Origin of the sequence: Kiloniella sp., assembly GCF_048270245.1 — a bacterium.
Classification (GTDB): domain Bacteria; phylum Pseudomonadota; class Alphaproteobacteria; order Kiloniellales; family Kiloniellaceae; genus Kiloniella.
The window spans coordinates 1-23,884 of the sequence record NZ_JBLWTH010000003.1; the positions used below are offsets into that span (position 1 = coordinate 1).

At 45.1% G+C, this 23,884-nt stretch carries 23 protein-coding genes; 8 read left to right on the forward strand and 15 right to left on the reverse strand.

Translation table 11 applies throughout. From position 1 onward, the window contains the following. On the reverse strand, positions 1-260 hold a 260-nt coding region (locus tag ACN0W5_RS07810), incomplete at its 3' end, for a hypothetical protein (protein ID WP_417453590.1). 330 nt (positions 261-590) lie between these two features. Here ACN0W5_RS07810 and ACN0W5_RS07815 point away from each other — a divergent pair. Continuing rightward, on the forward strand, positions 591-1,223 hold the full coding sequence (locus tag ACN0W5_RS07815; RefSeq protein WP_417453591.1) for a 2-hydroxychromene-2-carboxylate isomerase: 633 nt from the start codon (positions 591-593) through the stop codon (positions 1,221-1,223). A 142-nt stretch (positions 1,224-1,365) separates the two neighbouring features. On the opposite strand, the gene ACN0W5_RS07820 is transcribed toward ACN0W5_RS07815, so the two are convergent. The 3 genes from ACN0W5_RS07820 to ACN0W5_RS07830 form a co-directional block, all read right to left on the reverse strand. Further along, on the reverse strand, positions 1,366-2,064 hold the full coding sequence (locus ACN0W5_RS07820) for an MOSC domain-containing protein (RefSeq protein ID WP_417453592.1): 699 nt from the start codon (positions 2,062-2,064) through the stop codon (positions 1,366-1,368). 155 nt (positions 2,065-2,219) lie between these two features. Further along, positions 2,220-3,566: a dihydroorotase gene (locus ACN0W5_RS07825; RefSeq protein ID WP_417453593.1), complete on the reverse strand. Its 1,347-nt coding sequence runs from the start codon at positions 3,564-3,566 to the stop codon at positions 2,220-2,222. Beyond that, positions 3,563-4,609, reverse strand: coding sequence for a glycosyltransferase (locus ACN0W5_RS07830; RefSeq protein WP_417453594.1), 1,047 nt, complete (start codon positions 4,607-4,609; stop codon positions 3,563-3,565). Before ACN0W5_RS07830 ends, ACN0W5_RS07825 begins: the two co-directional genes overlap by 4 nt. Positions 4,610-5,065: 456 nt before the next feature. On the opposite strand from ACN0W5_RS07830, the gene ACN0W5_RS07835 reads away from it, so the two are divergent. Beyond that, on the forward strand, positions 5,066-6,091 hold the full coding sequence (locus ACN0W5_RS07835; RefSeq protein WP_417453595.1) for a glycosyltransferase family 9 protein: 1,026 nt from the start codon (positions 5,066-5,068) through the stop codon (positions 6,089-6,091). An 87-nt stretch (positions 6,092-6,178) separates the two neighbouring features. Here the strand turns inward: ACN0W5_RS07835 and ACN0W5_RS07840 are convergent, their stop codons facing one another. After that, on the reverse strand, positions 6,179-6,988 hold the full coding sequence (locus ACN0W5_RS07840) for a glycosyltransferase family 2 protein (protein WP_417453596.1): 810 nt from the start codon (positions 6,986-6,988) through the stop codon (positions 6,179-6,181). Positions 6,989-7,018: 30 nt separating this feature from the next. Continuing rightward, a complete protein-coding gene (locus ACN0W5_RS07845) occupies positions 7,019-7,987 on the reverse strand; it encodes a glycosyltransferase family 9 protein (protein WP_417453597.1) in 969 nt (322 codons plus the stop codon). A gap of 182 nt (positions 7,988-8,169) precedes the next feature. Between ACN0W5_RS07845 and ACN0W5_RS07850 the strand changes: the two genes are divergently transcribed. After that, positions 8,170-9,063, forward strand: a complete 894-nt coding sequence (locus ACN0W5_RS07850; protein ID WP_417453598.1) for a YgfZ/GcvT domain-containing protein — start codon at positions 8,170-8,172, stop codon at positions 9,061-9,063. Next, entirely contained in the window at positions 9,060-9,581 is a 522-nt protein-coding gene (locus ACN0W5_RS07855) for a GNAT family N-acetyltransferase (RefSeq protein WP_417453599.1), read from the forward strand. The genes ACN0W5_RS07850 and ACN0W5_RS07855 overlap by 4 nt, the downstream gene beginning before the upstream one ends. Before the next feature lie 11 nt (positions 9,582-9,592). Here the strand turns inward: ACN0W5_RS07855 and ACN0W5_RS07860 are convergent, their stop codons facing one another. From ACN0W5_RS07860 to ACN0W5_RS07870, 3 genes are all read right to left on the reverse strand, one after another. Further along, positions 9,593-9,925 carry a DMT family transporter gene (locus tag ACN0W5_RS07860; protein ID WP_417453600.1) on the reverse strand — a complete coding sequence of 111 codons (333 nt, stop codon included), beginning with the start codon at positions 9,923-9,925 and terminating at the stop codon, positions 9,593-9,595. Between the two features lie 105 nt (positions 9,926-10,030). Next, positions 10,031-11,257, reverse strand: coding sequence for a Card1-like endonuclease domain-containing protein (locus tag ACN0W5_RS07865; RefSeq protein ID WP_417453601.1), 1,227 nt, complete (start codon positions 11,255-11,257; stop codon positions 10,031-10,033). Then, complete coding sequence (locus ACN0W5_RS07870) at positions 11,254-12,204, reverse strand: ArgK/MeaB family GTPase (RefSeq protein WP_417453602.1); 951 nt, start codon at positions 12,202-12,204, stop codon at positions 11,254-11,256. The genes ACN0W5_RS07865 and ACN0W5_RS07870 overlap by 4 nt, the downstream gene beginning before the upstream one ends. 153 nt (positions 12,205-12,357) lie before the next feature. Between ACN0W5_RS07870 and ACN0W5_RS07875 the strand changes: the two genes are divergently transcribed. Together ACN0W5_RS07875 and ACN0W5_RS07880 are read left to right on the forward strand one after the other, a co-directional pair. Continuing rightward, entirely contained in the window at positions 12,358-13,233 is an 876-nt protein-coding gene (locus ACN0W5_RS07875) for a class I SAM-dependent methyltransferase (RefSeq protein WP_417453603.1), read from the forward strand. 119 nt (positions 13,234-13,352) lie between these two features. Then, positions 13,353-13,784 (forward strand): VOC family protein, encoded by a 432-nt coding sequence (locus tag ACN0W5_RS07880; RefSeq protein WP_417453604.1) that lies wholly within the window; start codon positions 13,353-13,355, stop codon positions 13,782-13,784. A 140-nt stretch (positions 13,785-13,924) separates the two neighbouring features. On the opposite strand, the gene ACN0W5_RS07885 is transcribed toward ACN0W5_RS07880, so the two are convergent. Genes ACN0W5_RS07885 through ACN0W5_RS07895 form a run of 3 tightly spaced genes read right to left on the reverse strand, consistent with a single transcriptional unit; the run spans position 13,925 to position 18,423 of the window. Then, positions 13,925-15,229, reverse strand: coding sequence for a hypothetical protein (locus ACN0W5_RS07885; protein WP_417453605.1), 1,305 nt, complete (start codon positions 15,227-15,229; stop codon positions 13,925-13,927). Positions 15,230-15,241: 12 nt separating this feature from the next. After that, a complete protein-coding gene (locus ACN0W5_RS07890) occupies positions 15,242-16,063 on the reverse strand; it encodes an outer membrane lipoprotein-sorting protein (protein WP_417453606.1) in 822 nt (273 codons plus the stop codon). 17 nt (positions 16,064-16,080) lie between these two features. Then, positions 16,081-18,423 (reverse strand): efflux RND transporter permease subunit, encoded by a 2,343-nt coding sequence (locus ACN0W5_RS07895; RefSeq protein ID WP_417453607.1) that lies wholly within the window; start codon positions 18,421-18,423, stop codon positions 16,081-16,083. A 265-nt stretch (positions 18,424-18,688) separates the two neighbouring features. Here ACN0W5_RS07895 and ACN0W5_RS07900 point away from each other — a divergent pair, with 265 nt between their 5' ends. Further along, positions 18,689-19,432, forward strand: a complete 744-nt coding sequence (locus tag ACN0W5_RS07900) for a TetR/AcrR family transcriptional regulator (RefSeq protein ID WP_417453608.1) — start codon at positions 18,689-18,691, stop codon at positions 19,430-19,432. Between the two features lie 79 nt (positions 19,433-19,511). Here ACN0W5_RS07900 and ACN0W5_RS07905 read toward each other — a convergent pair whose 3' ends face one another. Next, on the reverse strand, positions 19,512-21,017 hold the full coding sequence (locus ACN0W5_RS07905) for an aldehyde dehydrogenase family protein (protein WP_417453609.1): 1,506 nt from the start codon (positions 21,015-21,017) through the stop codon (positions 19,512-19,514). Positions 21,018-21,395: 378 nt separating this feature from the next. On the opposite strand from ACN0W5_RS07905, the gene ACN0W5_RS07910 reads away from it, so the two are divergent. Then, positions 21,396-21,920: a hypothetical protein gene (locus tag ACN0W5_RS07910; protein WP_417453610.1), complete on the forward strand. Its 525-nt coding sequence runs from the start codon at positions 21,396-21,398 to the stop codon at positions 21,918-21,920. Between the two features lie 62 nt (positions 21,921-21,982). On the opposite strand, the gene ACN0W5_RS07915 is transcribed toward ACN0W5_RS07910, so the two are convergent. Together ACN0W5_RS07915 and ACN0W5_RS07920 are read right to left on the reverse strand one after the other, a co-directional pair. Further along, positions 21,983-22,756, reverse strand: coding sequence for an ABC transporter ATP-binding protein (locus ACN0W5_RS07915; RefSeq protein WP_417453611.1), 774 nt, complete (start codon positions 22,754-22,756; stop codon positions 21,983-21,985). Continuing rightward, positions 22,753-23,880 (reverse strand): FecCD family ABC transporter permease, encoded by a 1,128-nt coding sequence (locus ACN0W5_RS07920; protein WP_417453612.1) that lies wholly within the window; start codon positions 23,878-23,880, stop codon positions 22,753-22,755. Before ACN0W5_RS07920 ends, ACN0W5_RS07915 begins: the two co-directional genes overlap by 4 nt. Positions 23,881-23,884 lie beyond the last annotated feature (4 nt).

Consider the following 23,884-nt stretch of genomic DNA (forward strand, 5'->3'; position numbering starts at 1 on the left):
AAAACGATACGACTATCGGCGCTACCGTCACCGTTACTGTCAAAGGTCAGAACAAAGTCATTGCCTTCCAGTACCGGGGTTGCTGCCGTCGCATCAAAATTCAGGGTTGCTGTTTGACCACGCTCCAAAGAAACGGTCTTGGTTTCACCACCGGCTGGCGCTGTAATTTCAATTGTAGAAGCTGCTTGACCAACAAGAAGGTCTTGGCCTTCTTCACCTAAAACGGTTTTGTTGCCTGTAGTTGTAAAACCTTCAGTCATAATATTAGGACCCCTTATCCTCGTTTTTAGCAAAACAGACTGGCAGCATTTATTCCGGTCAATCTGTTAAAAACAAAAAAATTATTAAAATTTATTGCCGCTAACTATACAGACTAGGAAAGTAATCGCAATTACGATTCATAAAAAAACTACATCAATATGTATGATTTATTGGCACAAGAAAACTTTTTGACTTATACACCTCATGATTCCATCACGATTATCTTACCAAGTATCTGATTCGCAATCATACCAGCGAACTTGCCATTACTGACAGTAAGACGCATGATCACCCAAATAATAACCTTTACCTTTGGGGATGTATAAACTGTGCACACAATCGACTACTACTATTCAACGCGTTCAAACTTCACTTATCTAGGTGCTGCCCGCCTGAATGCCCTGGCTCAAAAATATGACTGCAAAATTATACATCGCCCCATCGTGCTCTCTGTAACAATGCCAGCAATAGGTGGACTTCCCTTTGATAACCGCCCCACGATGCTAAGGAATTATGCCATGAACGACGCATTGCGGTGGGCAAAATATCTTGGTATTCCCCTACAGCGTGAACCTATCCATCACGATGGCCCCGTAGAATTACCTTCTGGAATTGTCATTGCCGCCCAGCGTGCAAAAGAGCGTGGGGAAAAAGGTGATCTGGATTTACTAAGCCTCAAGGTCGTAGAAGCTCTTTGGCGATATGATCGCGACATCGCGGATAAAGAAGTTATTACAGAGCTTTGCGAAAACGCGGGCTTTGGTAACGTGACAAGCCTTATCAATGAAGCACTTTCACCCGCAGTTCAGGCCGAACTGGAACGCAACTGTAGGGAAGCCATCATGCGCGGTGTCATTGGTGCACCAACTTATTTTGTCGATGGAGAGAGTTTCTACGGACAGGACCGTTTGGATTTTGTTGAACGTGCTTTATCTACGCAGCTCAAAACCGTGGAAAACTAGAAGAGGAAAAAATGCATATAGCGCCAGAGGATTCCTCGTAAAAAGATGCTTTGTAAAAGCCACCCAAAGCAATGAAATTTCGCATTGATTTCGACAGAGCACAGCTGGGTCTGCCGACAGGCTACAGTCACGCGGTTACGATTTAATCAGGCGTTTCTAATCTCCGGCTCCAGTCTTCAACTTCCAGACGGGATAAACGCTTTTGTACCAGTACATGCCAATTCTCAGCCAACTCTTTCAGTAACGCGAGTGCCTGTAAATCTCTCTTATTAAGAGTATCAACATAGAGAATTTTTTGAATACGCGCTAAAGTCCATTCTGGATTAGGACGCTCAATCAAGGTTAGTAGGTCTCCTTGCTGAACAGACCCTTCGTCCAGAACACGGTAATACCATCCGGTTCGCCCCGATTTTTGGACAGCAGCAGCCATTTTGGGATAAGAAAACCGCACATTAAGCTTCCAACATGGTTGACGCCCCTGCGAGATCTGAACCGTCGCTGTACCAAGCTTAAAAATATCCCCAATACAGACATCCTGCTCCTGCAATCCAGTAGTGGAAATATTCTCCCCAAACCCACCAACATTTAAAGAATTAGGATTAATATCCGGGCATTGATCAAGCCACGCCTGATAATGATCTCGCGCATAATGATGAAGTGCTTTTTCTGGCCCACCGTGATGTCTTGGGTCTGCTTGCTCATCATCGGCAAAACCAAGGCTGGTGATCTCCAGCTTGCCCGAGACAGGTATTTTTCCAATCGCACTGGGTTGCCCCTTCGGACCAAAAGGAACGGATTTCCCCGTCAAAATATTTTCGACAATAAAATTCGAATTGGCCATAGGCTTAGGTCTCAACTTTGAAAGTCAGCATTATAAGGCGGGTTAGAACTTAGCTAAAAGCACCCTATTAAAACAAAGTCATACAAAGGCCTGAAATCAATTCCAGGCTTTTGTAATAACAACGTTACGTCAACATCATTTTTAGTACTTTTGGGTCAAGCATTTTTGGCTGGTTCAGTATCGGTAAACCGAACAGGTTTCCCTTGAGGATCGCCAATCAACTCACCGTCTTTCATAACCACTGATCCACGGATAATGGTTGCCATTGGCCACCCCTTAACCGTTACGCCTTCAAAAGGCGACCAGCCACATTTGTATGCTAGCCAATCTTTGGTAATGGTTTCTTCCTTGTTCATATCAACAATCGTGAAATCAGCATCAAAACCACAGGCAATGCGTCCTTTACCCGCAATATTATAGATGCGGGCCGGACCAGATGCTGTCAGATCAACCAACCGTTCTAACGACAGGTTACCCTTGTTCACATGATCCAGCATCAAAGGCATCAGTGTCTGCACACCGGGCATACCGGACGGTGATGCAGGATACGGTTTTTGTTTTTCTTCCAGTGTATGCGGGGCATGGTCTGACCCAAGCACATCAACAATACCTGTGCGAATACCTTCCCACAGGCCTAGACGGTGTTCTTCATCCCGAATTGGCGGGTTCATCTGAGCAAAGGTACCAAGCCTTTCATAACACTCGGGTGCGCTGAGCGTCAGATGCTGCGGGGTGGTTTCAACCGTCACCAGATCTTTGTTTGCCGCAAGGATCGGCATTTCATCTTTACTGGTGATGTGTAGCACATGAACACGACGACCAGTCTGACGCGCAAGGCGACAGATGCGGGTTGTTGCCAGAACAGCCGCTTCCGGATCTCTCCAGATCGGGTGCATGGTCGGCTCGGCACCATCACGCACCAGCGCAAAACGCTCTCTTAAACGGTTTTCATCTTCGGCATGGACCGGACAGCGGCGGGTTCCGTTTTTCAGGACCTCAACCAACAGGCCTTCGTCTTCGACCAGAAGACTTCCCGTAGAGGAACCCATAAAAATCTTGATCCCGGCACAACCCGGAAGCTTTTCCAGCTCAGCAAGCTCATCCACATTCTCTTCGGCAGCCCCGATAAAGAAAGCATGATCCGTCCAAGCTCTGTTTTCACAACGGGCCAACTTGTCCGCAAGCTCCACAGGCCCAAGCGTATTGGGATTTGTATTTGGCATTTCAAAAATAGCAACGATACCACCCAATGCCGCAGCAGCCGTACCACAAGCCAAATCTTCTTTATGTTCAAGCCCAGGCTCGCGAAAGTGAACCTGGGTATCAATGGCACCAGGCAAAACATGTTGTCCAGTCGCGTCATATTCTTCCTTTGACGTCGCACCATCAAGATTACCGAGAGCAACAATGCGCCCACCCTTCACACCGACATCAATTTTCTCGGTCCCGTTGGGCGTGACAACATCACCGCCCTTAATGATCAGGTCGTAGCTTTTGCTCATGAAGCAATCCTTTTTTCTTGCGCTAATAGTTTGTCAAAGAGGCTTATGTAATTTTGCACACAAGCCTCTTCGGTATAATCTTTTTCATAGGTCTCAAAGCCTGCTGCTGTCAGGCGCTCGGCCAGACCTTTTTCATCCATCATCTGCGTGATAGCCGCTGCCATTCCTTTATAATCATCAACAGGTACCATAAGTGCATCACGATTGTCAGTGGCCATTTCTTCCGGTCCGGCTGTACGCGTTGTCACTAGGGGTGTCTTTGTAGCCCACGCTTCGATCATCACAGACCCAAAGGGCTCAAACCGCGAAGGGAAAACACATATATCAGCAGCAGCCAACAATGCACCACGGTCATTGCGCCACCCTAAAAAGCGAACCCGATCAGACACCCCAAGTTCTTTTGCAAGCGTTTCCAGTTCTTCTCGCAAGGGACCTTCACCAGCTATCCACACATAAGGGCGGGTTTCAATTTCCACAGCCCGCAGCAAGATATCAAAGGCCTTGTTTTCATGCAGCCGTCCCAAAGCCAACAACACAGTCGCATCATCAGGTGTGTTCAGGTCCGATCTGCTTACGGGTAAAGCATCAGCTTCTACCGAGGCAAAATTAGGGACATGATGAGATCGTTCAGCGGGCCATCCTACAGAGGTTAGATAGTCCACAATATCTTTCGTGTTACCAATCAAATGGTCACAATGCTTATAATTCTTGAGCTTGTAATAACCACCCAACCGGGCAATATGTAAAAAATCACCCTTGGGACAAAGGGACGTAGCCCGGTTCATAAAAGTCATAACCACATCTGGCTTGAATTCTTTGATTTTCTGCTTTAGCCCTTTTTTCGTTTTGAAATCAAAAAGCTTACCAAAGGGAAGAACCTGTGTCTCAATGCCGGCAGCTTTAAACAAATTAATACGATTATCGTTCTGTCTGAGAACAGCATGAGTTTCAATACCAGCACGATGAAAAGCAAGCGCCATATGAGTATAAAAGGTTTCTGCACCACCTTCCCCCCCGGCACCCAATACCAATAGGACCTTCACCTTGTTATCACTCCTTGCCACAATCTGCACATAAACCTGCCAGACCACTGATCAAAACATGTGTGCGTTCGTATTAAAAATAATCTCTATAGAAACTAAGGTTAAACTGCCTCCTGTTTAAAGGAATTCCCCCTAAAAACAAACTGTATCCCGGCAATAAATCAGAAATAATATATCGGACTATTAAAAAAGAATTTTTGTGACCAAATTGCGGCTTGGCCAAAAATATATATAACCAAACAACAATTTCAGCTAAGCTATTACACTATAAGGTTTTCATAATGTTATTTTCCGATTACACCCTTTATTCTAAATATATGTTATGGTTGATAGAATAATTTTTACCTCTGAAGAGAACTCGCGGCATAAAAACGGGCAAAGCCCTGCTGTTACGATAATATTTATACAAACCTGATTAACAGTGTGTTTGAACAAACAAACTTACATGGTAGAAGCGTGACTATTGAACGCCCTGAAATAACAACCGAAGACCCCGACCTTGTTGCTAATGACGACATGACAAGCGTCGGAGAAACAGTGCCAAAACCAGGAAGCCCCAAGCGTGTTTTGGTAATAAAGCTCTCTGCATTTGGTGATTTCATTCTCTCAATAAGGTCATTTCAAGCCATCAGGTCGCATCACCCTGATGCAGACATAACACTGCTCACAACAAAACCCTATGTCGCATTAGCCAAAGCCAGTGGCTGTTTTAATTCTGTATTGATGGACAGTAAGCCCAGAATATATGAAATCCCGTCTATTTTAAGACTTCGCAAAACCTTGCGTTCTTTCAAATTTGATCGTGTTTATGACCTGCAACGAAACGAACGAACGGGATTTTATTACAAGCTTTTCCCAACTAAAAAACCCGAATGGGTCGGCAACGTTCGGGGCTGTTCACACTATTACGAAAAGCCTGACAACGGTGTTTTCCACATCGCCGTTCGTGAAAAAGAACAGCTTAAAACGGCTGGCATTACAGATGTAAGACTACCTGATTTATCTTTCATCAAAGCTGATATCGAAGACTTGGCTCTGCCAAGATCCTACGCCTTACTTGTGCCCGGTGGTGCCCCACACCGACCAGAAAAACGATGGCCTGTAGCACGTTATGCCGAGTTGGCAGATCACATGACGCATTTAGGAATCACACCAGTTCTTATCGGAACGGAAGCAGAGCGCATAGAATGTGACCAGATTAAAGAGACTTGTTCTGCAACCCTTAATCTCTGTGGAAAAACCAGCCTTGAACAAATCGGCGTCATCGCCAGAAAAGCTCAATTTTCAGTCGGCAATGATACTGGCCCCATGCATCTGATTTCTGCTTCTGGCTGTCCCGTTATTGTTCTCTTCTCACATGCCTCGGATCCAGACAAAATTTCTCCCATCGGTCCCAATGTGCAGATAATTCAGGAAGATGACTTACAAGACCTTAAACTCGAAAAAGTAGCAGCTGCCCTTCCCGCGGCAAACACTGACTAAACTTATACAACGTCCAAAGACACCAACTGAATAAAATAATTCCCCAAATCACGACACTTAAAAGGACCATCATTGTGGCGTCAACAATTATGACTTTAAGCGATCAGCTTCGTATCGAGCTTTGATATGGGAAACCATGGGATAAAGCGCCGCAAAAGTTGCAATAAGAAAACCGTAGCCCCCTTCACGATACCCCTTTCGGCTAATAAAGCAGCGCCAAAACCGACTTACGATACGACGTGCATTATGAGGCATTGTTCCAATGTCACCATTATCCAGTAAATCTTTTGCTCTGGCCGTTGTATAGGAATCAAAACGCCGGATCATGTCAGATATGTTGTCATCGACATAGTGTACCAATCTGTTTTGTAACTTAATGCCCCGGCGCGCACCTTCTTTCCAGTGCAACTTAGGATGAACCCTATCACTTCCCCAGCGCTTAACGCCTTTTCGACATAAACAAGAAGCTGAAGCTTTGCCAAACTGTGCCCCCCATCCATACCTTACAAGATTACCACCGACATAATTATCCACAGGGATTAAAAAATAATCGGCATCGTTCTTTTGTATGGTAGATCTAATTTCTGTGGCCAATTCAGGGGTAATATGCTCATCCGCATCAATTTCGAGAACCCACTGCCCGCGGCATGTATCATTACCCATATTTCGCCGGTCACCTTCTATCGGCCAACCACCTTCAACAATACGATCTGTGTATTCCAGAACAATATCTTTTGATCCATCAGTACAGCGGTCAAGAACGACAACAATTTCGTCGCAGAACTTAACCCGTTCGAGACAATCACGAATACGCGCCTCTTCGTTATGAATAACCAGCAACGCAGATAATTGAATATCAACTTTATTATTTAGCGAAGAAGAAGCGACTGAAGACATCTATTTTCCGTTACTTAACTTGATTAAATCTCAAGAGTTATCCGCATTACCCTTACCACGGTTGTATAATTCAGCAGCGGCATTGACAACCATATCCAACGTTAACGTTTTCATATAACTTTCGACACCGTGGCTATAATCAAAATCGGGATGGTGCGTCATCTCGTAATATCCTTCAGGCGTTCGAATACACGCACAATCTGCCCCCCAGGGATGATAACGCCATTCAGGACTGGGGCCGAATAATCCCAGTGTTTTAACCCCTGCCGCCGCCGCAAGGTGCATAAGTCCGGAATCATTACCAACAAAAAGATCACTACGTTTCAAGCAAGCCGCAGCCGTCACCAAGTCATAGCCAATCAAGTCGACAACCCTCTCTGGCGGTAAAGCCGTCAACACAGATTTAATCTGTTCACGCTCGTGAGGTGCCGCCAAGACCATTAGCCGTGCGTCCGGAAGTACCCCTTCTGCACCTGTGAGGGCATCAATCAATTCAATGAAATTTTCCACAGGCCACTGTTTACCACTCCAGTTAGCAGCGGGACCTACGGCCAGAATTTTTGATCCATCAGGAACCAACTCTACAGCTTTTTGATTATGGCTGTCGTCAGTCCAAACCACAGGGGACGGTGGTTCAACACTATTCAGGACTTTAGAGAGCTCAACAATACGATGAACCTTGTCATCCTTGGCAGAGTTAACCAACCTGCGGCCGGTCCACAGGAAATAACTAATGCCAGTTCCCCGCATGTCCACGACAACGTCCCAACGCTTTTTCGCACAACGCGCCCATAGCTTTAACCAATGAGCATGGTATTTCTGTTTTTTAAACGCGATGATTTCTTCCAGTCCGGGCACAGCCTCGTACAAAGAGGCAGACGCTTGCCCAACGGCAACGGTCACCTTTGCCCCCGGATATTGATCCAACATCGCCTGTAAAACACCATTAGACAAAACGGCATCGCCAATCCGGTTAGACGTAATAAAAAGAATTCTCAACGCAGTCGTTCCAACAGTGAGTGAGTAAATCAAGTGTAGATGATTTATAGCAAGCTTACTCTTTCATCAACACTTCTAACACCTTATATATCATACTACATGACTCAAGTTAGGTGACGATCCTGACAAAACGTTCAGATGTTGTCTTCATCAGACAACTATTTACAGAGATTGAAGAAAAAATGAGTAACACTGCCGCGACAATACTTGAACACCGCACCGTCCTGAAACTGGATGGTGAAGACCTTGTCCCTTTTCTACAAGCAGTTGTTACTCAGGATATAAGCTTGGTAACGCCAGAAAAGTCGGTGTGGTCAGCGTTATTGACGCCACAGGGGAAATTTTTGCACGAATTTTTTGTGACAACATCCCCAGAAGGCGGGCTTCTGCTCGATTGTGAAAAAGATAGGGCGCCCGATCTGTTACGACGCCTCAAGATTTATAAGATGCGTTCAAAAGCTACACTTGAGCCAACAGACGATCAATATACGGTCCTTGCGCTACAAGGTTCTGATTTATCTGAGACGCTAGGACTTTCAAAAAACAAAGGCGCCAGTAAAGAAATTTTAGGTGGCTGTGTTTACATCGATCCTCGTCATCAAGCCATGGGCGCAAGAGCCTGTATTCCGACAGAAAACCTTTCAAAGTTTATAGAAAAATACGACCTTATAAAAAGCACTCTTGAGACGTATGACCAGACAAGGGTTACCCTTGGCGTTCCCGATGGTAGCCGCGACCTTGAAATCGAGAAATCAATCTTATTGGAAAACGGCTTTAATGAACTCGGTGCCATCGATTGGGACAAAGGGTGCTATATCGGGCAAGAGCTCACAGCCCGAACCAAATATCGTGCCCTTATAAAAAAACGCCTTGTACCTGTAAAGTTAACGGGCCCTATACCCGAGATAGGGACAGATATTACAATTGCGGGCAAAAATGTCGGTATCCTCAGGTCTGTCTACGGTAATCAGGGCTTGGCGACCCTAAAAATCGATGCTTTTGGCTCTGATCAGCTACTTTGCGACGCAGCAAATGTAACACCCCAGCTTCCGGAATGGATAGAAATCGACGCATGAGTAAGCTTGATCAAAAATTCAAGCAAAATACCCTAACCGATAATGAAGCCTCTTCTCTAATTGACTTGGTAAAGTCATGTTATGAAGAATACGCAGATCGTGGCGTTATATTTGATATCCGAGAAGAGTCAGATCTTTTAAAGCCTGCGTCTTACTTTAAGCTTCATAACGGTCAGATTTTTGGAGTTAGCACCTCAATAGAGCCTGATAGATTAATAGCAGTTTGCGGGTTCACACAATCAGATCCTGATTATTTAAAAACGCATTCTATGGAGTTAAAGAAACTTTATGTTTGCCCTGACTATCGAGGATGTGGCCTTGCACAACATCTTGTGAAAGAAGTTATTAAGGAAGCCAATATAAGAAAGGTCTCTGAACTCTTTCTTTGGACTGACACACGATTTACAAAAGCACATCAATTGTACAACAAGCTTGGCTTCATAAAGCAAAAAACGACCCGGAAATTATCAGATAAAAGTAATACAGAAGAATTCTGCTACCGCTTAGCTATCTACTGAACAAAGTTGTTTCAATGCCCTGAAGCGCTTGAAACTAAGTTAAGTATCAACACGCCACCAATGATCATGCCAATACCAAGCATGCCAGCAAGATCCATTTTTTCGCCATAGATCACCATGCCAAGACCCGCAGTTAGAACAATTCCTGCCCCAGACCATACTGCATAGGTAACCCCGATTGAAAGTTGCCGAGTGACAATAGACAACAGATATACTGCAATTAAATAACCAACAACAGAAACAGTTGTTGGCCAAGGCTTTGTGAAACCATCAGCAGCTTTTAATGAAAGTGTGGCAACGACTTCACTTGCAATGGCAATTGCCAAAAACCAGTAAACAGACATAAATTTCGCCTTGAGAAAAGAAAGAACGGCATAGGAATATAGAGAAGCAAAGAGCCCTCTGTATAGAACGGCACGGTAACTTAGATCACAAAACGGGATATAGAACTAGCTTGTTTGCGGCACTTCGATCCAGTTTTCCAAAAACGTTCTCAGCTTCATTATATCCGGCCACCCTGCGACAACATCGATTTTCATTTGCTCTGCCCGCTCCAGATCATGATCAGGTAAAGAACGATAACTGAAAATCGCTGTCTTACTTGCAGGCGCCCCCAAATCCTTTAACCAGTCAAGTTTGTAAAGCATGGTGCTTGAAGGTCCAGAAGGGTGAGATCGTGGATTAAAGTAACCCGTTTTACATTCAACGAGATAAAGCCGATTATTACAAAGAAATGCGATATCGATTTCGTTTCGCGAACCAGTTGGCGATTCAATATTCAGACCACAGGCAATGTCCCCGATCTGGACGGGATAGTTCTGTTCTGCCCAGTCTCGTTTCAGTTGATTGACAACACCATACCCGTATAATTCGAACCACCCTCCCCTAAGGAACCTTGCGGCCTCTAGCCCTCTGAAGACCAAGTGCTGCTTTTTCCATTCCACCAGTCCAGTCTCGCAGAAGTAATCAACCATTTGCTCAAAATCCGGGTTCTTCATCAACTTATGTGAAACAGGGCCAGCCCGATAATAGCCCTCGTTTCCTTTTGCCCGGCTCATATATCCATTAAACGCCCCAATGACCGACGAAAATTTCTTCACATTTTCCGCCATTTTACGACCAAGCACCATCTGACGTTTATCCAACGTATGCCGTATTGGTTTTGGCGCGACTACTTTAAAACCATTCCCAGACAGTACGTCTTCAAGTAAGGCATTATCGGGGATATCAACTGTATTCCCCACCTCACCATTTAGCCATACAATCCGGTCGTTACGCGCGTCCACCAAAAATGCAGGTAAGTGATTGCGCATAAATACGGACACCGCGGCCAAACTTAATGCTTTTCCCCCACCAGATGCGTTCAGAACCGTTGATCGTTTTTCTTCTGGCGAGAGCGTTTCAAAAACAACTGAAATTTGTCCAATAAGATATGACATATCAACGGGGTCAATGCCGTCATCGATCGTGTGTATATCCACAACAAGTCCATGCCCCACCAACGTTTCCTTAAGGTATCTCGCTTGATCAAGATGACGATTATCACACAATAACAAAACCCGTTTTGGTGGGAAAAAATCATTATCTGCGATGTCGGCAAGGGCCGGATTTAGGTTTGGTAAGCTGGTATCAGACACCAAACAGATGTGCACAGGCCCTGTTTGAGTAACCGTCATACGCTTAGAGCAAAATCGAGTTTTGTCCCCATTACACCCAACAAATCAAAGGGCGAAACGCCATCCAGCTGTTCCGGAAGGAGATCATTTTTTTGAATAAACTCTATTCCCTTAATCCCAAAATTATCCCTCAAGCCTTCAAACAACCATTCCTGCGCTTGTTTTTTGCGCCTTATTGAAAGTTCCCCCGTCTCAGTCATCCATTTATAGTGTTCATCCAGAAGAAATAACAACGCCTGTACATCATCCGCATTGGTAGATGATAGAGATAAAATCTTTACGTCCCACTGATCTTTGCGTTTTACAGCCAGCGATAAAGCACCACGCAAATCGGCCTTGGCTCTTTCTGCGACCTTTCCCAAATCAGCTTTGGTCACCAATGCAATATCAGGAATCTCTGCAATACCAGCTTTCATAAACTGTAGCGAATCACCCGATCCCGGCTGAACGCAAAACACAATTGTGTCCGCAACACTTGAAACATCGGTTTCAGACTGACCAACCCCGACAGTCTCTATCAAAACGATATCAAATACAGCACGCATTAAAACCATTGCAGCAACGGTATGGTCAGACAAACCGCCCAACCGTTGTCGCGCAGCCATTGATCGGACAAAGACGCCCTGATCATCCGGATCGGTAGAAAAGCGTACCCGATCCCCGAGGAAAGCCCCCCCGGACTGTTTAGAGGACGGATCAATCGCAATCACCCCGACGGTCCGATTGGTCTGACGATAGCGGGTAATCATTTCAGACAATAAAGTCGATTTCCCCACGCCCGGCGGCCCTGTCACGCCGATGACCTGAGCACGGGGTTGACCATAACATTCACTTAAAAGAGGCAACATCGTTTCATATGACTGTTCCAGTCCCGAAAGAGCACGAGAGAAAGCCAGCTTACCGCCGTCCTGCAAAGTTGTCAGATCCGGTATCACACACTCTTTCATGATCCAATTTGCCCTTTAGTCCTGATCCACAAAATACAATGCTAGCAAAACCACTTTGGGTGAGCATTAAATAACGACGCCCTTTGCTTATTTCATTATAAATTCCTAGAATAAAAAAACACCCCGAAAGAAAAATGACCAAGAAGGCTAGGGATGATAGACGAACAAGGGATACAATATGGTGACGAAAGTAATCTTGCCGAAAAGGTTGCAAGCTTGCTTCAAGTGGATATCGCTTCCGTAAACAGTGAAGAGAACAGTCCTCAAAAGCCACTCTTCAGTGCAAAAGATTTCTCTGTTTTCGACCACCTGCATTCCAGAGGCCGCGCCTCAACGCAGGAATTGAGTGAATATCTATCCGCACATCCCGGATCGAAACTTTTGGATATTGGTTGTGGCATCGGTGGCCCGGCCCGTTTCATTGCCGAAAGATTTGTTTGCAAGGTTCATGGCATTGATCTGACAAAAGATTTTTGCGAAACAGCCGTCTTGCTAAACCGCTTGTGTGGGCTTGATAGCCGCATCCAGATCACTCACGGTAATGCATGCCACATGCCCTATGATGACAATTATTTTGATACGGTCTGGACACAACACACATCCATGAATGTTGCTGATAAACAAGCCTTCTATTTAGAAATAAAACGCGTTCTCAAACCCGGTGGCACCTTTCTGTTTCACGATATATTTTCCAACGATAATCCAGAAACAGATGAAGACCGACAAATATATATGCCTGTTCCTTGGGCAAGCCAACCCGAACATAACCACCTCGTTGCCGGAGAAGTCATTCGGGACATCTTAAAGGATCTAGGGTTTCACCGGGAAATCTGGACGGATGTTACCGCAGAAACACACCTGTGGTTCCATAACTACAACGCTGCAACCAATGATCAAAACAAACTTTCAAAGGCGCTAAACCCGACACTCTTTATTGGTAAAAATTTCCCCGAACGCGCCAAAAATTTGAAAAAGAACCTGGCGTTAAATAAAATCTCTGTCATTCAGGGCGTCTTCAGAAAAGGGTGATTGACCCTTTGTATCACTTAAAACAACAGTAAAAGTACAACATCAAGATCTGGCATTTCTGCCACTGAATATTCTACAAGTTAAAAACCCACAATTTAAAACAAAGAAAAGGCATAAAAATGCTAACACCTTTCCATATTGCAGTTCCCGTTCGCGACATTGCCGAAGCCAGAGAATTTTATGGTTCAAAAATGGGATTTTCCGAAGGTCGTAGTAGCGACAAATGGATAGATTACAATATGTTCGGTCATCAGTTCGTTGTTCATTTGGACGAAACATTGGGTAAAGACGGATCAGTTGGGCAAATTCGCAATGCCGTTGATGGTCACGGTGTCCCCGTTCCCCACTGTGGTGTTGTCCTACAGATGCAAGACTGGCAAGCCCTCGCAGACCGTATGCGCGATATCATCGATGATTTTATTATCGAACCTTACATTCGTTTTGCAGGTGAAGCCGGAGAACAAGGCACTATGTTTTTTACGGACCCTTCGGGTAATGCACTGGAATTCAAGGGTTTCAAAAATATTGAAAAGGAACTTTTCGCAACCTGAGAATCTTATCTCAAAGCGAAACTTTATGTTTCTTCATCACATACAAAAAGGGCCGCACAAATGCGGCCCTTTCTTCTTTGCTTTCGAACGGAACCTATCGGGGAATAGAAATATCCGAAAGCGCAGAATGAACTCTAAATCTAAAAATAATAGCTTAGACGAACTTGCAGATGATCATCCCGGCGAACGTCATATTGAAGTTCTTTATCCGTTAGGCCATCTGTAATCCGTAACTCGGCTTCAATTGTCCATCTGTCGCTCAAACGACGATCAGCTTCGATGGAAAAACTACGCGCATGGCTTAGGCGATCAATAATCACCCCTGCAAGAAAGTCTGTATCTTCCACATCATTAAGGGTTATACGTGCGCCAACAAAGATATCATCGTCCAATACAGCACCCGGAGCTTCGTCCTGATCCCGTCCATCATAATGATATTCTGCCAGCAATCCTAAATCCCCAGAATCACCAATAATCCCAAAGAAAGTGTATTCAAGGCCACCAGAGAAAGCGACAAAGTCATCCCCCTGTCCCCGACGATAAATCCCTTCCCCCTTCCAGAGCCATTCATCAAAAGTAGCCTGAACATCAATCGAGCTTTGGTTAATAATATCGTAGAATGGGACCAGCTTTGGTTGGCCGTTGCCATCAGCACGCGCAACAAATCGCGGTTCACGGCTGGTGCCATAAAAATGAGCAAGCCCCAAATCCCAATCCCCGAGAACAGTCGAATAACGCAACGCAAAATCCGGATGGAATTCTTCCATATCAGATTCATATTCAGCATTATCAGTGTCTATGGTCATAGAAGACCTTAGCCTGCCTTTACGACCAGGGAATGTACGTTCCCGAAAATAAGGCATCGCAAAGATATTGAAATCACCCCAGTCATTCTGGATACCCAGATTAACCATTGGTTGACCAAGTTTATCTTCGCCATCAACGTCTTCAACTGCATCAGTTTGATTGATGATATCGACCAGATGACGGGATTCTGTGACCCCCCAAAAAACCTTATCGGCCCCGACTTTTAAATCCCAACCATCACCGATATGTTGATATTTCAACTCGCGAATATCACCATGCCTACGCTCACTGTCCTGAGCATCCAGTCGAAGGAACGGTTTGAAATCAATACGATCATCACCATCATTCCATTCCACCAGAAATTCAGGTTCAAGCGCAATAGATGGATTTAAATGCTGATCCCGTTGCCCACTATGCAAAGCGGAATCAGGAAACACTCTAAGATCCAAATTCGCGGCACCAGAATATTCCCAGTAAAAATCACTTTCTTCCTCATCAGCCTGTTCCTGAGCTTGAGCCTGACTGGCTGATACGGCAGAAAGAATTGACGCCCCCAATGCGACGGCCCCGGTTACAATAACCAGGGCTGCCAACTTGACCAGCTTCACTTTTTTAAAAAGTATGAAACGCGATCTCATCTCTGAACTTTCTTATCTCACACGCTTGAGCGTATTTTTGGTAAGCTCACTATCTTCAAGTCCTTTTTGGAACTCAATTTTAGAAAAGACGAGACGTGTCTTTTTACCTGTCTGGTGGTTTTCCATATACATGTCATATGGGCGCCAATACTTATCCAGATGCTGCTTAAAGTCAGACGACGTCAGCGTTTTAAGCAACTTACCTTTACGGTCATAGTAATCAATTTTCTGTTGGCGATATTCGGACAGATCATACCATGTGACCATTTTGGTATAGCCAGAATTTTCATAGGTTGGCGTTTGTTCAACCACGGCACATTGAAGTTCACCACATGGTTCGTCTCGTAACCATTTATAGGTATATTTTTTCAACTCCTGTGCAGACAAATCTTCATAAGCGAATTCCGACCCCAGGAAAGGCCCGGATTTATTCTTGGAAGAGATACGTTTCACACGTTTAACAGCTGGCAAGTACATCCACTGATCATCCGGGTCAAAGATCTTTGCAAAACTCAGGAAAGCAGTACCTTTAACATCCCGCGGCTTATCAAAAATCGTCAGACTTTTATCACCAACGTCATTGCCGGGTACTTCCAGCGTTTTTTGGCGCATTTCCCGGATAGATTTGTCACCATGCCGGTTCTCCAACTGCATTTCCATGTGGGATTCAGTATCACCAAATCCCCAATCGCGACGATCCCATTCCTCGGCAATCTCTGTTCCCTTTGCAATATCTGCCGCTTCATCAGCCAGTGCAGCGCCAGAAAGCGCTGTACCGGAAGTGAATGCCACAAGAGAAAGTGAGAAAACGGTCGATAATAATCTTTTACTCATAATAAAACTCCAACTTCTTATTCAGCAGGCGCAGCAGGTGCTGTGCTTGCGGCTGTTGCCTTTTCGCCGTCGAACAGCATCAATAATGGTGGCAGCAGAAGGAAATCAATGAACAGCGCGAGGGCAATTGTTATGGCTGTCAACAAGCCCATATCTGCATTCACAGAGAACGTTGACAGAGACAGGATTGCAAACCCAGCAACCAGTACAGCCGTTGTAATCCAAAGCGCACTACCAACTGTTCTGAAACCATAACGAACAGCATCCGCCGAGGATTCACCCCGTTCCTTACGGGCACGGTTGTATTTGCTGAGGAAGTGAACAGTCGCATCCACAATCAAACCAAGCGATGTCGCGGCAATCACAGACACAGCCAAACCGACCTGACCAACAAATAGTCCCCAGACACCAAAGGCCATGATAGCAGGAACCATATTCGGGATCAGACTGATTAGACCCAGTTTCAAACTGCGCAAGGCAAAAACCAATGACAGTGAAATCAAGACAAAAGCTAGCGCTGTACCGCTGAGCATGGATTTGATGTTACGATCAGCAAGGTGAGCAAACATCACAGCAGCGCCTGACCCATCAGCTTCCATATAACCTGGGGCATTATTCTGCAGCCACTGTGTTGATTCCAAAGCGATCGCGCGCATGTCATTGGACGAGACATTATCCAGAGTGACGGTTATACGAGACGCTGACTTGTCAATATTGATCTGGCTATTAAGATCCAGACCGTAAGGCAAAGACATTTCATATAACAACAAATACTGGGCTGCCAAATCACGCTCTTCCGGCAGTTTGTACCAAGTATCATCATCCCCGTGCATAGATTTATTCAACCGCTTCAGAATATCAGTGATTGAATTCACATGAACAACCTCTGGCTTGGCACGTAACCAATTTGCGAAGTCTTCCAGATGCGCCAAATAAACCGGGCTGGAAACGCCACCTGACTCTTCTGCGTTGATCGAAAATTCGACCTGATAAACCCCGGTCAGATTATCGCGGGTAAAGTCACTATCAACACGGAAAGGAACAGTCGTATCAAAGTATTCGATAAAACGGTCATCAAGCTCGATCTTTGAAATGAACGAAGACGTACCGACAACAATCAGCCCCATACCGAACAAAAGCTTGGTTCTGTGGCCAATAACAAATTCACCCAGACGTTCCATCACAGATGATTTGCCTGTCACGACAGGTTTAACCCGAACAGGCATCACCGCAATAAAGGCAGGCAAGAACGCAATAGAGATTAACCATGCCGCGATAACACCAACCGCCGCTATATTCCCAAGATCATGAAACGGTGGTGCTTCTGAGAAATTCAAGCTCAAGAAACCGATAACAGTTGTCAAAGACGTCAGGAACACAGGCTGCATGTTTACACGCAAGCTTTCAACGATCGCGTCCCGCTTTTCTTTACCGTGTCGCATTTCATGGAACATTGTCACCAGAATATGGACACAGTCAGCAATCGCAATTGTCAGAATAATTGTTGGCGCCATGGCTGATGGCGGCGTCATTTTAATACCGGCATACCCCGCAGCACCCATCGCGACCATCGTCGAGAAGATCGTTACCAACAGTGTTCCCAGAGTACCCGTAAAAGAACGTAAGAAAGCAACCAGGAAGATAATGATCACAAGGAACATCAAAGGCGTCAGCGTGCTCATATCCGCCATGGACGCTGCCGGGAATGCATTACTTAACGGTGCAAGACCCGTTATAGCCACTTCCAATTCGGGATTAGCTGCCTCTATATTCACAGCCATATTTTCGGCGTACTTCACCGCTTCATCAAGTGCCACGGCATCATCTGGCGGCAGTTGAAGGGTAATCTGCACGCCGGTCGTTGTGCTGTCTTCGGAAATGATACGCTTTGCCAAAGCAGGTTCGCTCAAGGCAATTTGTTCAATCCGATCCAAACCTGCCTGGCTAAGTCCACCCGTTTCTTCAACCAAATCAGCAACGGTCAGGTCATCTTCGACGGCCTCTGTATGTTGAAAATTGGTAATGGAATCCACACGTATAGAATAAGGAATTTGCCAGGATTCTTCGGTTAAATCCTGAACGACTTCCAACCACTGTGGTGTAAAGACTTTGCCGTTATTTGGTTTGAGGACAAAAAGAATATTATCTGTTTTTGTATAAACATCCTGCAAACTTTCGAATGCATTCAATTGGGGGTTATCGTCGCCAAAAAAGACGCGGTAATCACTTGTAAAGGAAAGAAAACGTCCACCCGACGCAACACCTAGTGTTGCTAGAATTGTGATCAGGAGGACGAGCCAGCGCCAGCGGATTATGCCTTTTGCATAATTGACTGACAGGCGGTCCATGAAATTGCTCATTTGCCAAGCTCCGAATAGATATTGTTTCCTTCAGCGCCTGTCATGGCCTTGTAATCCTAAACCGTAAAATAACGTCCAAAAACCACATTCATTTTACTGAATCCAAAATAAATCCAATAAAAAAGCAGCTTTGCTTTGGAAATCATACGTTCTTACGGTATTACCTTACTTGAAACATGGGTATCACTGAAGTAAACTAGTCGGTGTAGTTTACTTATTTACAATACAATGTAAACTACACGGTGTAGTTTATTTGGAGTCTGATTTGACAAAAGATAATTGTATCCTAGGCGCATTGGGGCGTAGAGCTTCAAAAAAAGAAATAAAAATGGATCAAGACTCGGTTCAAAAACCATCAGTTTGGGACCGCGATCAATGCCTTTTTGCTTCTTTAGGTCAAAAATTAACCCGCTCGGAACAGAAAAGAAATGACATCCGAAACGCCGCCAGTGAAATTTTTATCACCCAGGGTTTCGAAGCAGCGAGTATGGACAAAATCGCTGCCCTCGCAGGGGTTTCAAAGCGAACAGTGTACAGCCACTTTGGATCAAAAGAGGAACTCTTCGCGTATATCATCACCAATTTTTGTGACCTAAAGCGTGAAGAACTGGACGTAAAACCAGATCACAATCTTCCTTTGAAAGATTGCCTCATAAAGCTGGGAACCAAATTCCTGCATATGTTGCACTATCACGGCAGCGCTTCGCTTTTCCGAATTCTGATTTCACAAGCAGAAACAGATCCGTCCCATGGCATAGAGTTTATGAATACGGGCCCAAAAATCTCACGCGAGTTGCTTGCGACTTACTTAGAAGAAAAAATTGCTGCCGGGGAAATTGATGTCGATGACCCGCTCGAAGCTGCACAGAGTTTCTATTCTATGCTCTTCGGTGCCCGCTACCTCACTTGCCTTGTCACAGGGTCACCGCCTCCTTCCCCAGAAGAAATTGATGGAATTGTGGAAAGCACAGTAGAACGCTTTGTTCACGGACTAAAGGTAAAGACCTAATATCGTAAAAAAACAGGCCGCGCTCTGGCGACCTGTTGTTCTTTCAAATTATACAGACGAACCAACCAGCATTATCTGGTTAATCAATGTCAAACGTAATTCCCTGTGCCAGTGGCAATTCCCGTGAATAGTTCACTGTATTCGTCTGACGCCGCATATAAGCTTTCCAAGCATCTGAACCACTTTCACGGCCACCACCGGTTTCTTTCTCGCCGCCAAAAGCACCGCCAATTTCCGCGCCACTTGGGCCGATATTTACATTCGCAATGCCGCAGTCTGATCCGACATCAGAAAGAAATTGTTCAGCTTCGCGCACATCTGTTGTGAAAACACAGGACGAAAGACCTTGTGGAACATCATTCTGCATATCAATTGCCGCATCAAAATCATCATACTTCATGGCATAAAGTATAGGCGCAAAGGTTTCTGTTTTAACCACATCATTCTGTTCCGGCATTTCAACAACGGCCGGGCGTACATAAAAACCATTGGGGAAAGTATCTTCCAGTTCACGATCACCACCATGAACAACACCACCGGATTTTTTGGCGGCGGCCAAGGCGCCCTGCATGTTATCAAATGATCCCTGATCAACCAACGGACCAACCAAGGTACCTTGCGCCAAGGGATCACCGACATTGACTGTTTCATAGGCAGCAATAACACGAGGAATAAGTTGATCATAAATATCTTTGTGAACGATCAAACGGCGTAGGCTTGTACAGCGTTGTCCCGCCGTTCCCACAGCGGAAAACAGAATAGCGCGCACAGCCATATCCAGATCGGCACTAGGTGACACAATCATCGCATTATTACCGCCGAGTTCTAGAATAGAACGACCGAAACGTGCGGCAACTTTTGGCCCAACCTGACGCCCCATAGCCGTACTGCCAGTGGCAGAAATGATTGGAACGTCTTTACTTTCCACAAGAACATCACCCACGTCGCGACCACCAACAATAACATGATGCAAGTCTTTTGGCGCATCATCACCAAACCGAGCGACAGCGCGTTCAAAAATCTTTTGACAGGCTAAAGCAGTTAAAGGCGTTTTTTCTGATGGCTTCCAAATAACAGAGTTTCCACAAACAAGAGCAAGGGCTGTGTTCCATGACCAAACTGCAACCGGAAAATTAAAGGCCGAAATTACGCCGCAAACCCCTTCGGGATGCCAAGTTTCACGCATATGATGCCCCGGCCTTTCCGAAGCAATTGTCAGGCCATAAAGTTGTCGAGAAAGACCCACAGCAAAGTCACAGATATCAATCATCTCTTGAACTTCACCCAAACCTTCTTCGTAAATTTTCCCGCATTCAAGGGTGACCAATCGCCCAAGATCTTCTTTGGATGCCCTCAGTTCTTCACCAAGTAATCGGACCAACTCTCCACGTCTTGGTGCAGGCACCTGTCGCCAAGCTTTGAAAGCTGCTTTAGAGGCAGAGATGACGCCGTCAACCTTATCGGCGGAGATTTCCGGGATCACGCCGATTTTAGAACCGTCAATCGGTGAGGTAACGCATAAGGTACCACCGGACGTCATTTCCTTTGTTAATCCCAAACGCTCTAGAATATCTGTATAACTCATAACGGTCTCCGGCACATAAATAGCTTTAAGGCTCAATGATAAAATTGTATATTTTCTAAAATATTAAATTAATCATATCCCGTATTGACGCAATAGAGGAATAATCCTAACCCCATAACAAAAACTCATGAAGTGGATTACTATAAGACCAATTCAGACATAATTCAGGGGTAATATCATTCTATCTATATGATTTAGTATCTAATATATTTGGATAAAAATTCTACTATAGATATAAATATCTTTTTTTTAATTAGTTTTTTTGTATGTATTATGGCAGGATACTTCTTACTTGATTAGCAATTACAAAATCCTCCCTTCCCTTCTTTCCAAACACATAACACAACAGATTTTCTGTAAAACCTTGCGAGTGTCGACTTGACGATTTCAGGAAAAAAACCCGAAAATTCCACATCTTTGACGAACGATACTACTGCGTCCGTTCGCTCACTCAAGGCGAAAGAAATTGAGCTAAAATACGCAACACCGCTTTTTTACAGTTCAGACGATCCTCCCACACCAAAACCGCCCAGGGTAGAATGCTACCTGGATCGGGAAAACCACATCAGACACATGGTGTATATCGGCGCGTTACATCACGACCAGCTTGTCCGTGAAGTTCTTGAGATTTGGCAAAACATCAACCATCTCGATAAATATAATAACCTGATTGATCTCAGATTTCATAAAGGCGATGTCGGTTGGCACACGGTGAAAGAAATTGGACGACAATGGGATCTCTTTTTCGAAGGAAAAGCGCCGCCCGTACGCACGGCTTTTATTTCCCGACATATTGCTTTCAATCTTTTAATAAAAGCAATGCAAGCCCTCGCGCCCGAGCACACTTTTCAAGCCTTTAAAACCAAACAAAAAGCCATGGACTGGCTGGCAGAGGCCACGTAATTTCAGAATAATCAGGCTCTATTCACAGAATTTGAGATGAAAATCAACCCATCTTAACGCTCTTACGCAGACAAACGAGCATCGACATAAAGGGTATCACGGCTGGTCCGTTCCAGGTTAGTTCTCACACGATAGGTATCATCAATTGCATCTAGCGATAATACATCGGCTGGCTTACCGTCAGCCAAAACTTCCCCCTCTTTAATAAGAACCAGCCTGTCACAAAACTGCGCAGCCAAATTCAAATCATGAAGCGCCGCAACAACAATCATATTCTTGTCCTGCATAAAGCTGCGAATGGTCGAGAGAATAGAAAGTTGGTGATGTAGGTCCAACGCAGAAGTCGGTTCATCCAAAAGCACCAACCGAGGCTCTCTGACCAGTGTCTGGGCCACAGATACCATTTGGGCCTGACCACCACTCAGCTTTGAAATGCCTCGATCAGCAAGATGCGATAGCCCCAAGGCTTGCAGTACAGAAGAAACCTGTTGCAGATCACTGTCTTTCACCCGCCATCCTGTTGTCTGTTTTAAGGCAAGTAACACACATTCGAACACCGTTAAAACAGCGTTGCATCCATAAGATTGCGGCATATAAGCCACCACTTTGGACCGCTGTCCCCGACTAGCGTGCCTTAAATCCTGCCCATCAAGCATAATTGTTCCACCCGTTGATTTCACAGCCCCGGCGATTGATTTGAATAAAGTTGATTTACCCGATGCATTTGGACCAATAAGACCAACAAATTCGCCACCGTGAACAGTCGAAACAGAAACATCTTTTAGGATCTGTTTACGGCCATAACCGGCACAAAGTCCCGAGATCTCAAGTGTCATGATAACCGTTCCTTTCGGGTGCTGAGAATAAGAGAGATGAAGACAGGAACCCCAATCAGGGCCGTAATAATGCCTATCGGATAAATGATCCCCGGAGTAATCATTTTGCTTATGATAGATGTGAGAGAAAGTGTCAGCGCGCCAACAAGAGCAGATAAAGGTATAAAGAAACGTTGATCTTCGCCAACAATCAGGCGCGCAATATGGGGGCCAACCAAACCGACAAAACCCACCGTACCGACAAAGGCAACTGCCGTTGCTGCAAGCAGAGAAATTACGATCAACATTTCAACCCGTAATCGGGCGACATCAATGCCAAGACTGATCGCTGTATCATCCCCCATACGCAAAGCAGTTAGCTGCCAAGTTCGATAAAAGCTATAGGGCAGCGCAAAGCATAACAGGATCGCCCCCAAAGATATTTTTTCCCAACTAGCACGAGATAAAGACCCCATCATCCAGAATACAATCCGGGCAAGTTCATCTTCGGATGCCATGTACTGCATCATCGCAAGTGCAGCGTTAAAGGCAAAAAAGATGGCAATCCCGAATAGAATCATCGTCTCGGTCCCAACCCCTTTAATTCGGGTAGCAACCAGAATGAAGATGCAGGTCATTAAAGCAAAAACAAAGGCATTAAAGGTTACCAGTAATGGCCCGAGATTAGGAACAATGCTCCACCCAACAACAATGGCCAAGGCCGCACCAAACGATGCAGCAGATGACACCCCAAGTGTAAAGGGTTCAGCCAAGGGGTTATTCAATACCGTTTGCATCTGTGCACCTGCCAACGCAAGAATCGCACCGACCAATACTGCGGTAATGGCAACCGGTAAACGATAATCCCAGATGATAACCTCTAACTTGATCCCATGTGCCTGAGGGTCCATTAGCGTTTCAATAACAACAGAAAGTGGAAAGTTCCCCGGCCCGTTAGCCACGTCAAAGATAAAGCTGGCGAAGAGTAAAAAGGTCACACCCAACAGGATCAAATACCGATGTTTAAGCTGACGGCGATACCCCATCTGAGCAAGCGTAGAGCCTAAATTATTCGGAACGGCGCTAACTTGTCCATCCTCTTCGGGGTGATCCGTACCCACAACCTTATCCGTACTTAAGGACATTTCT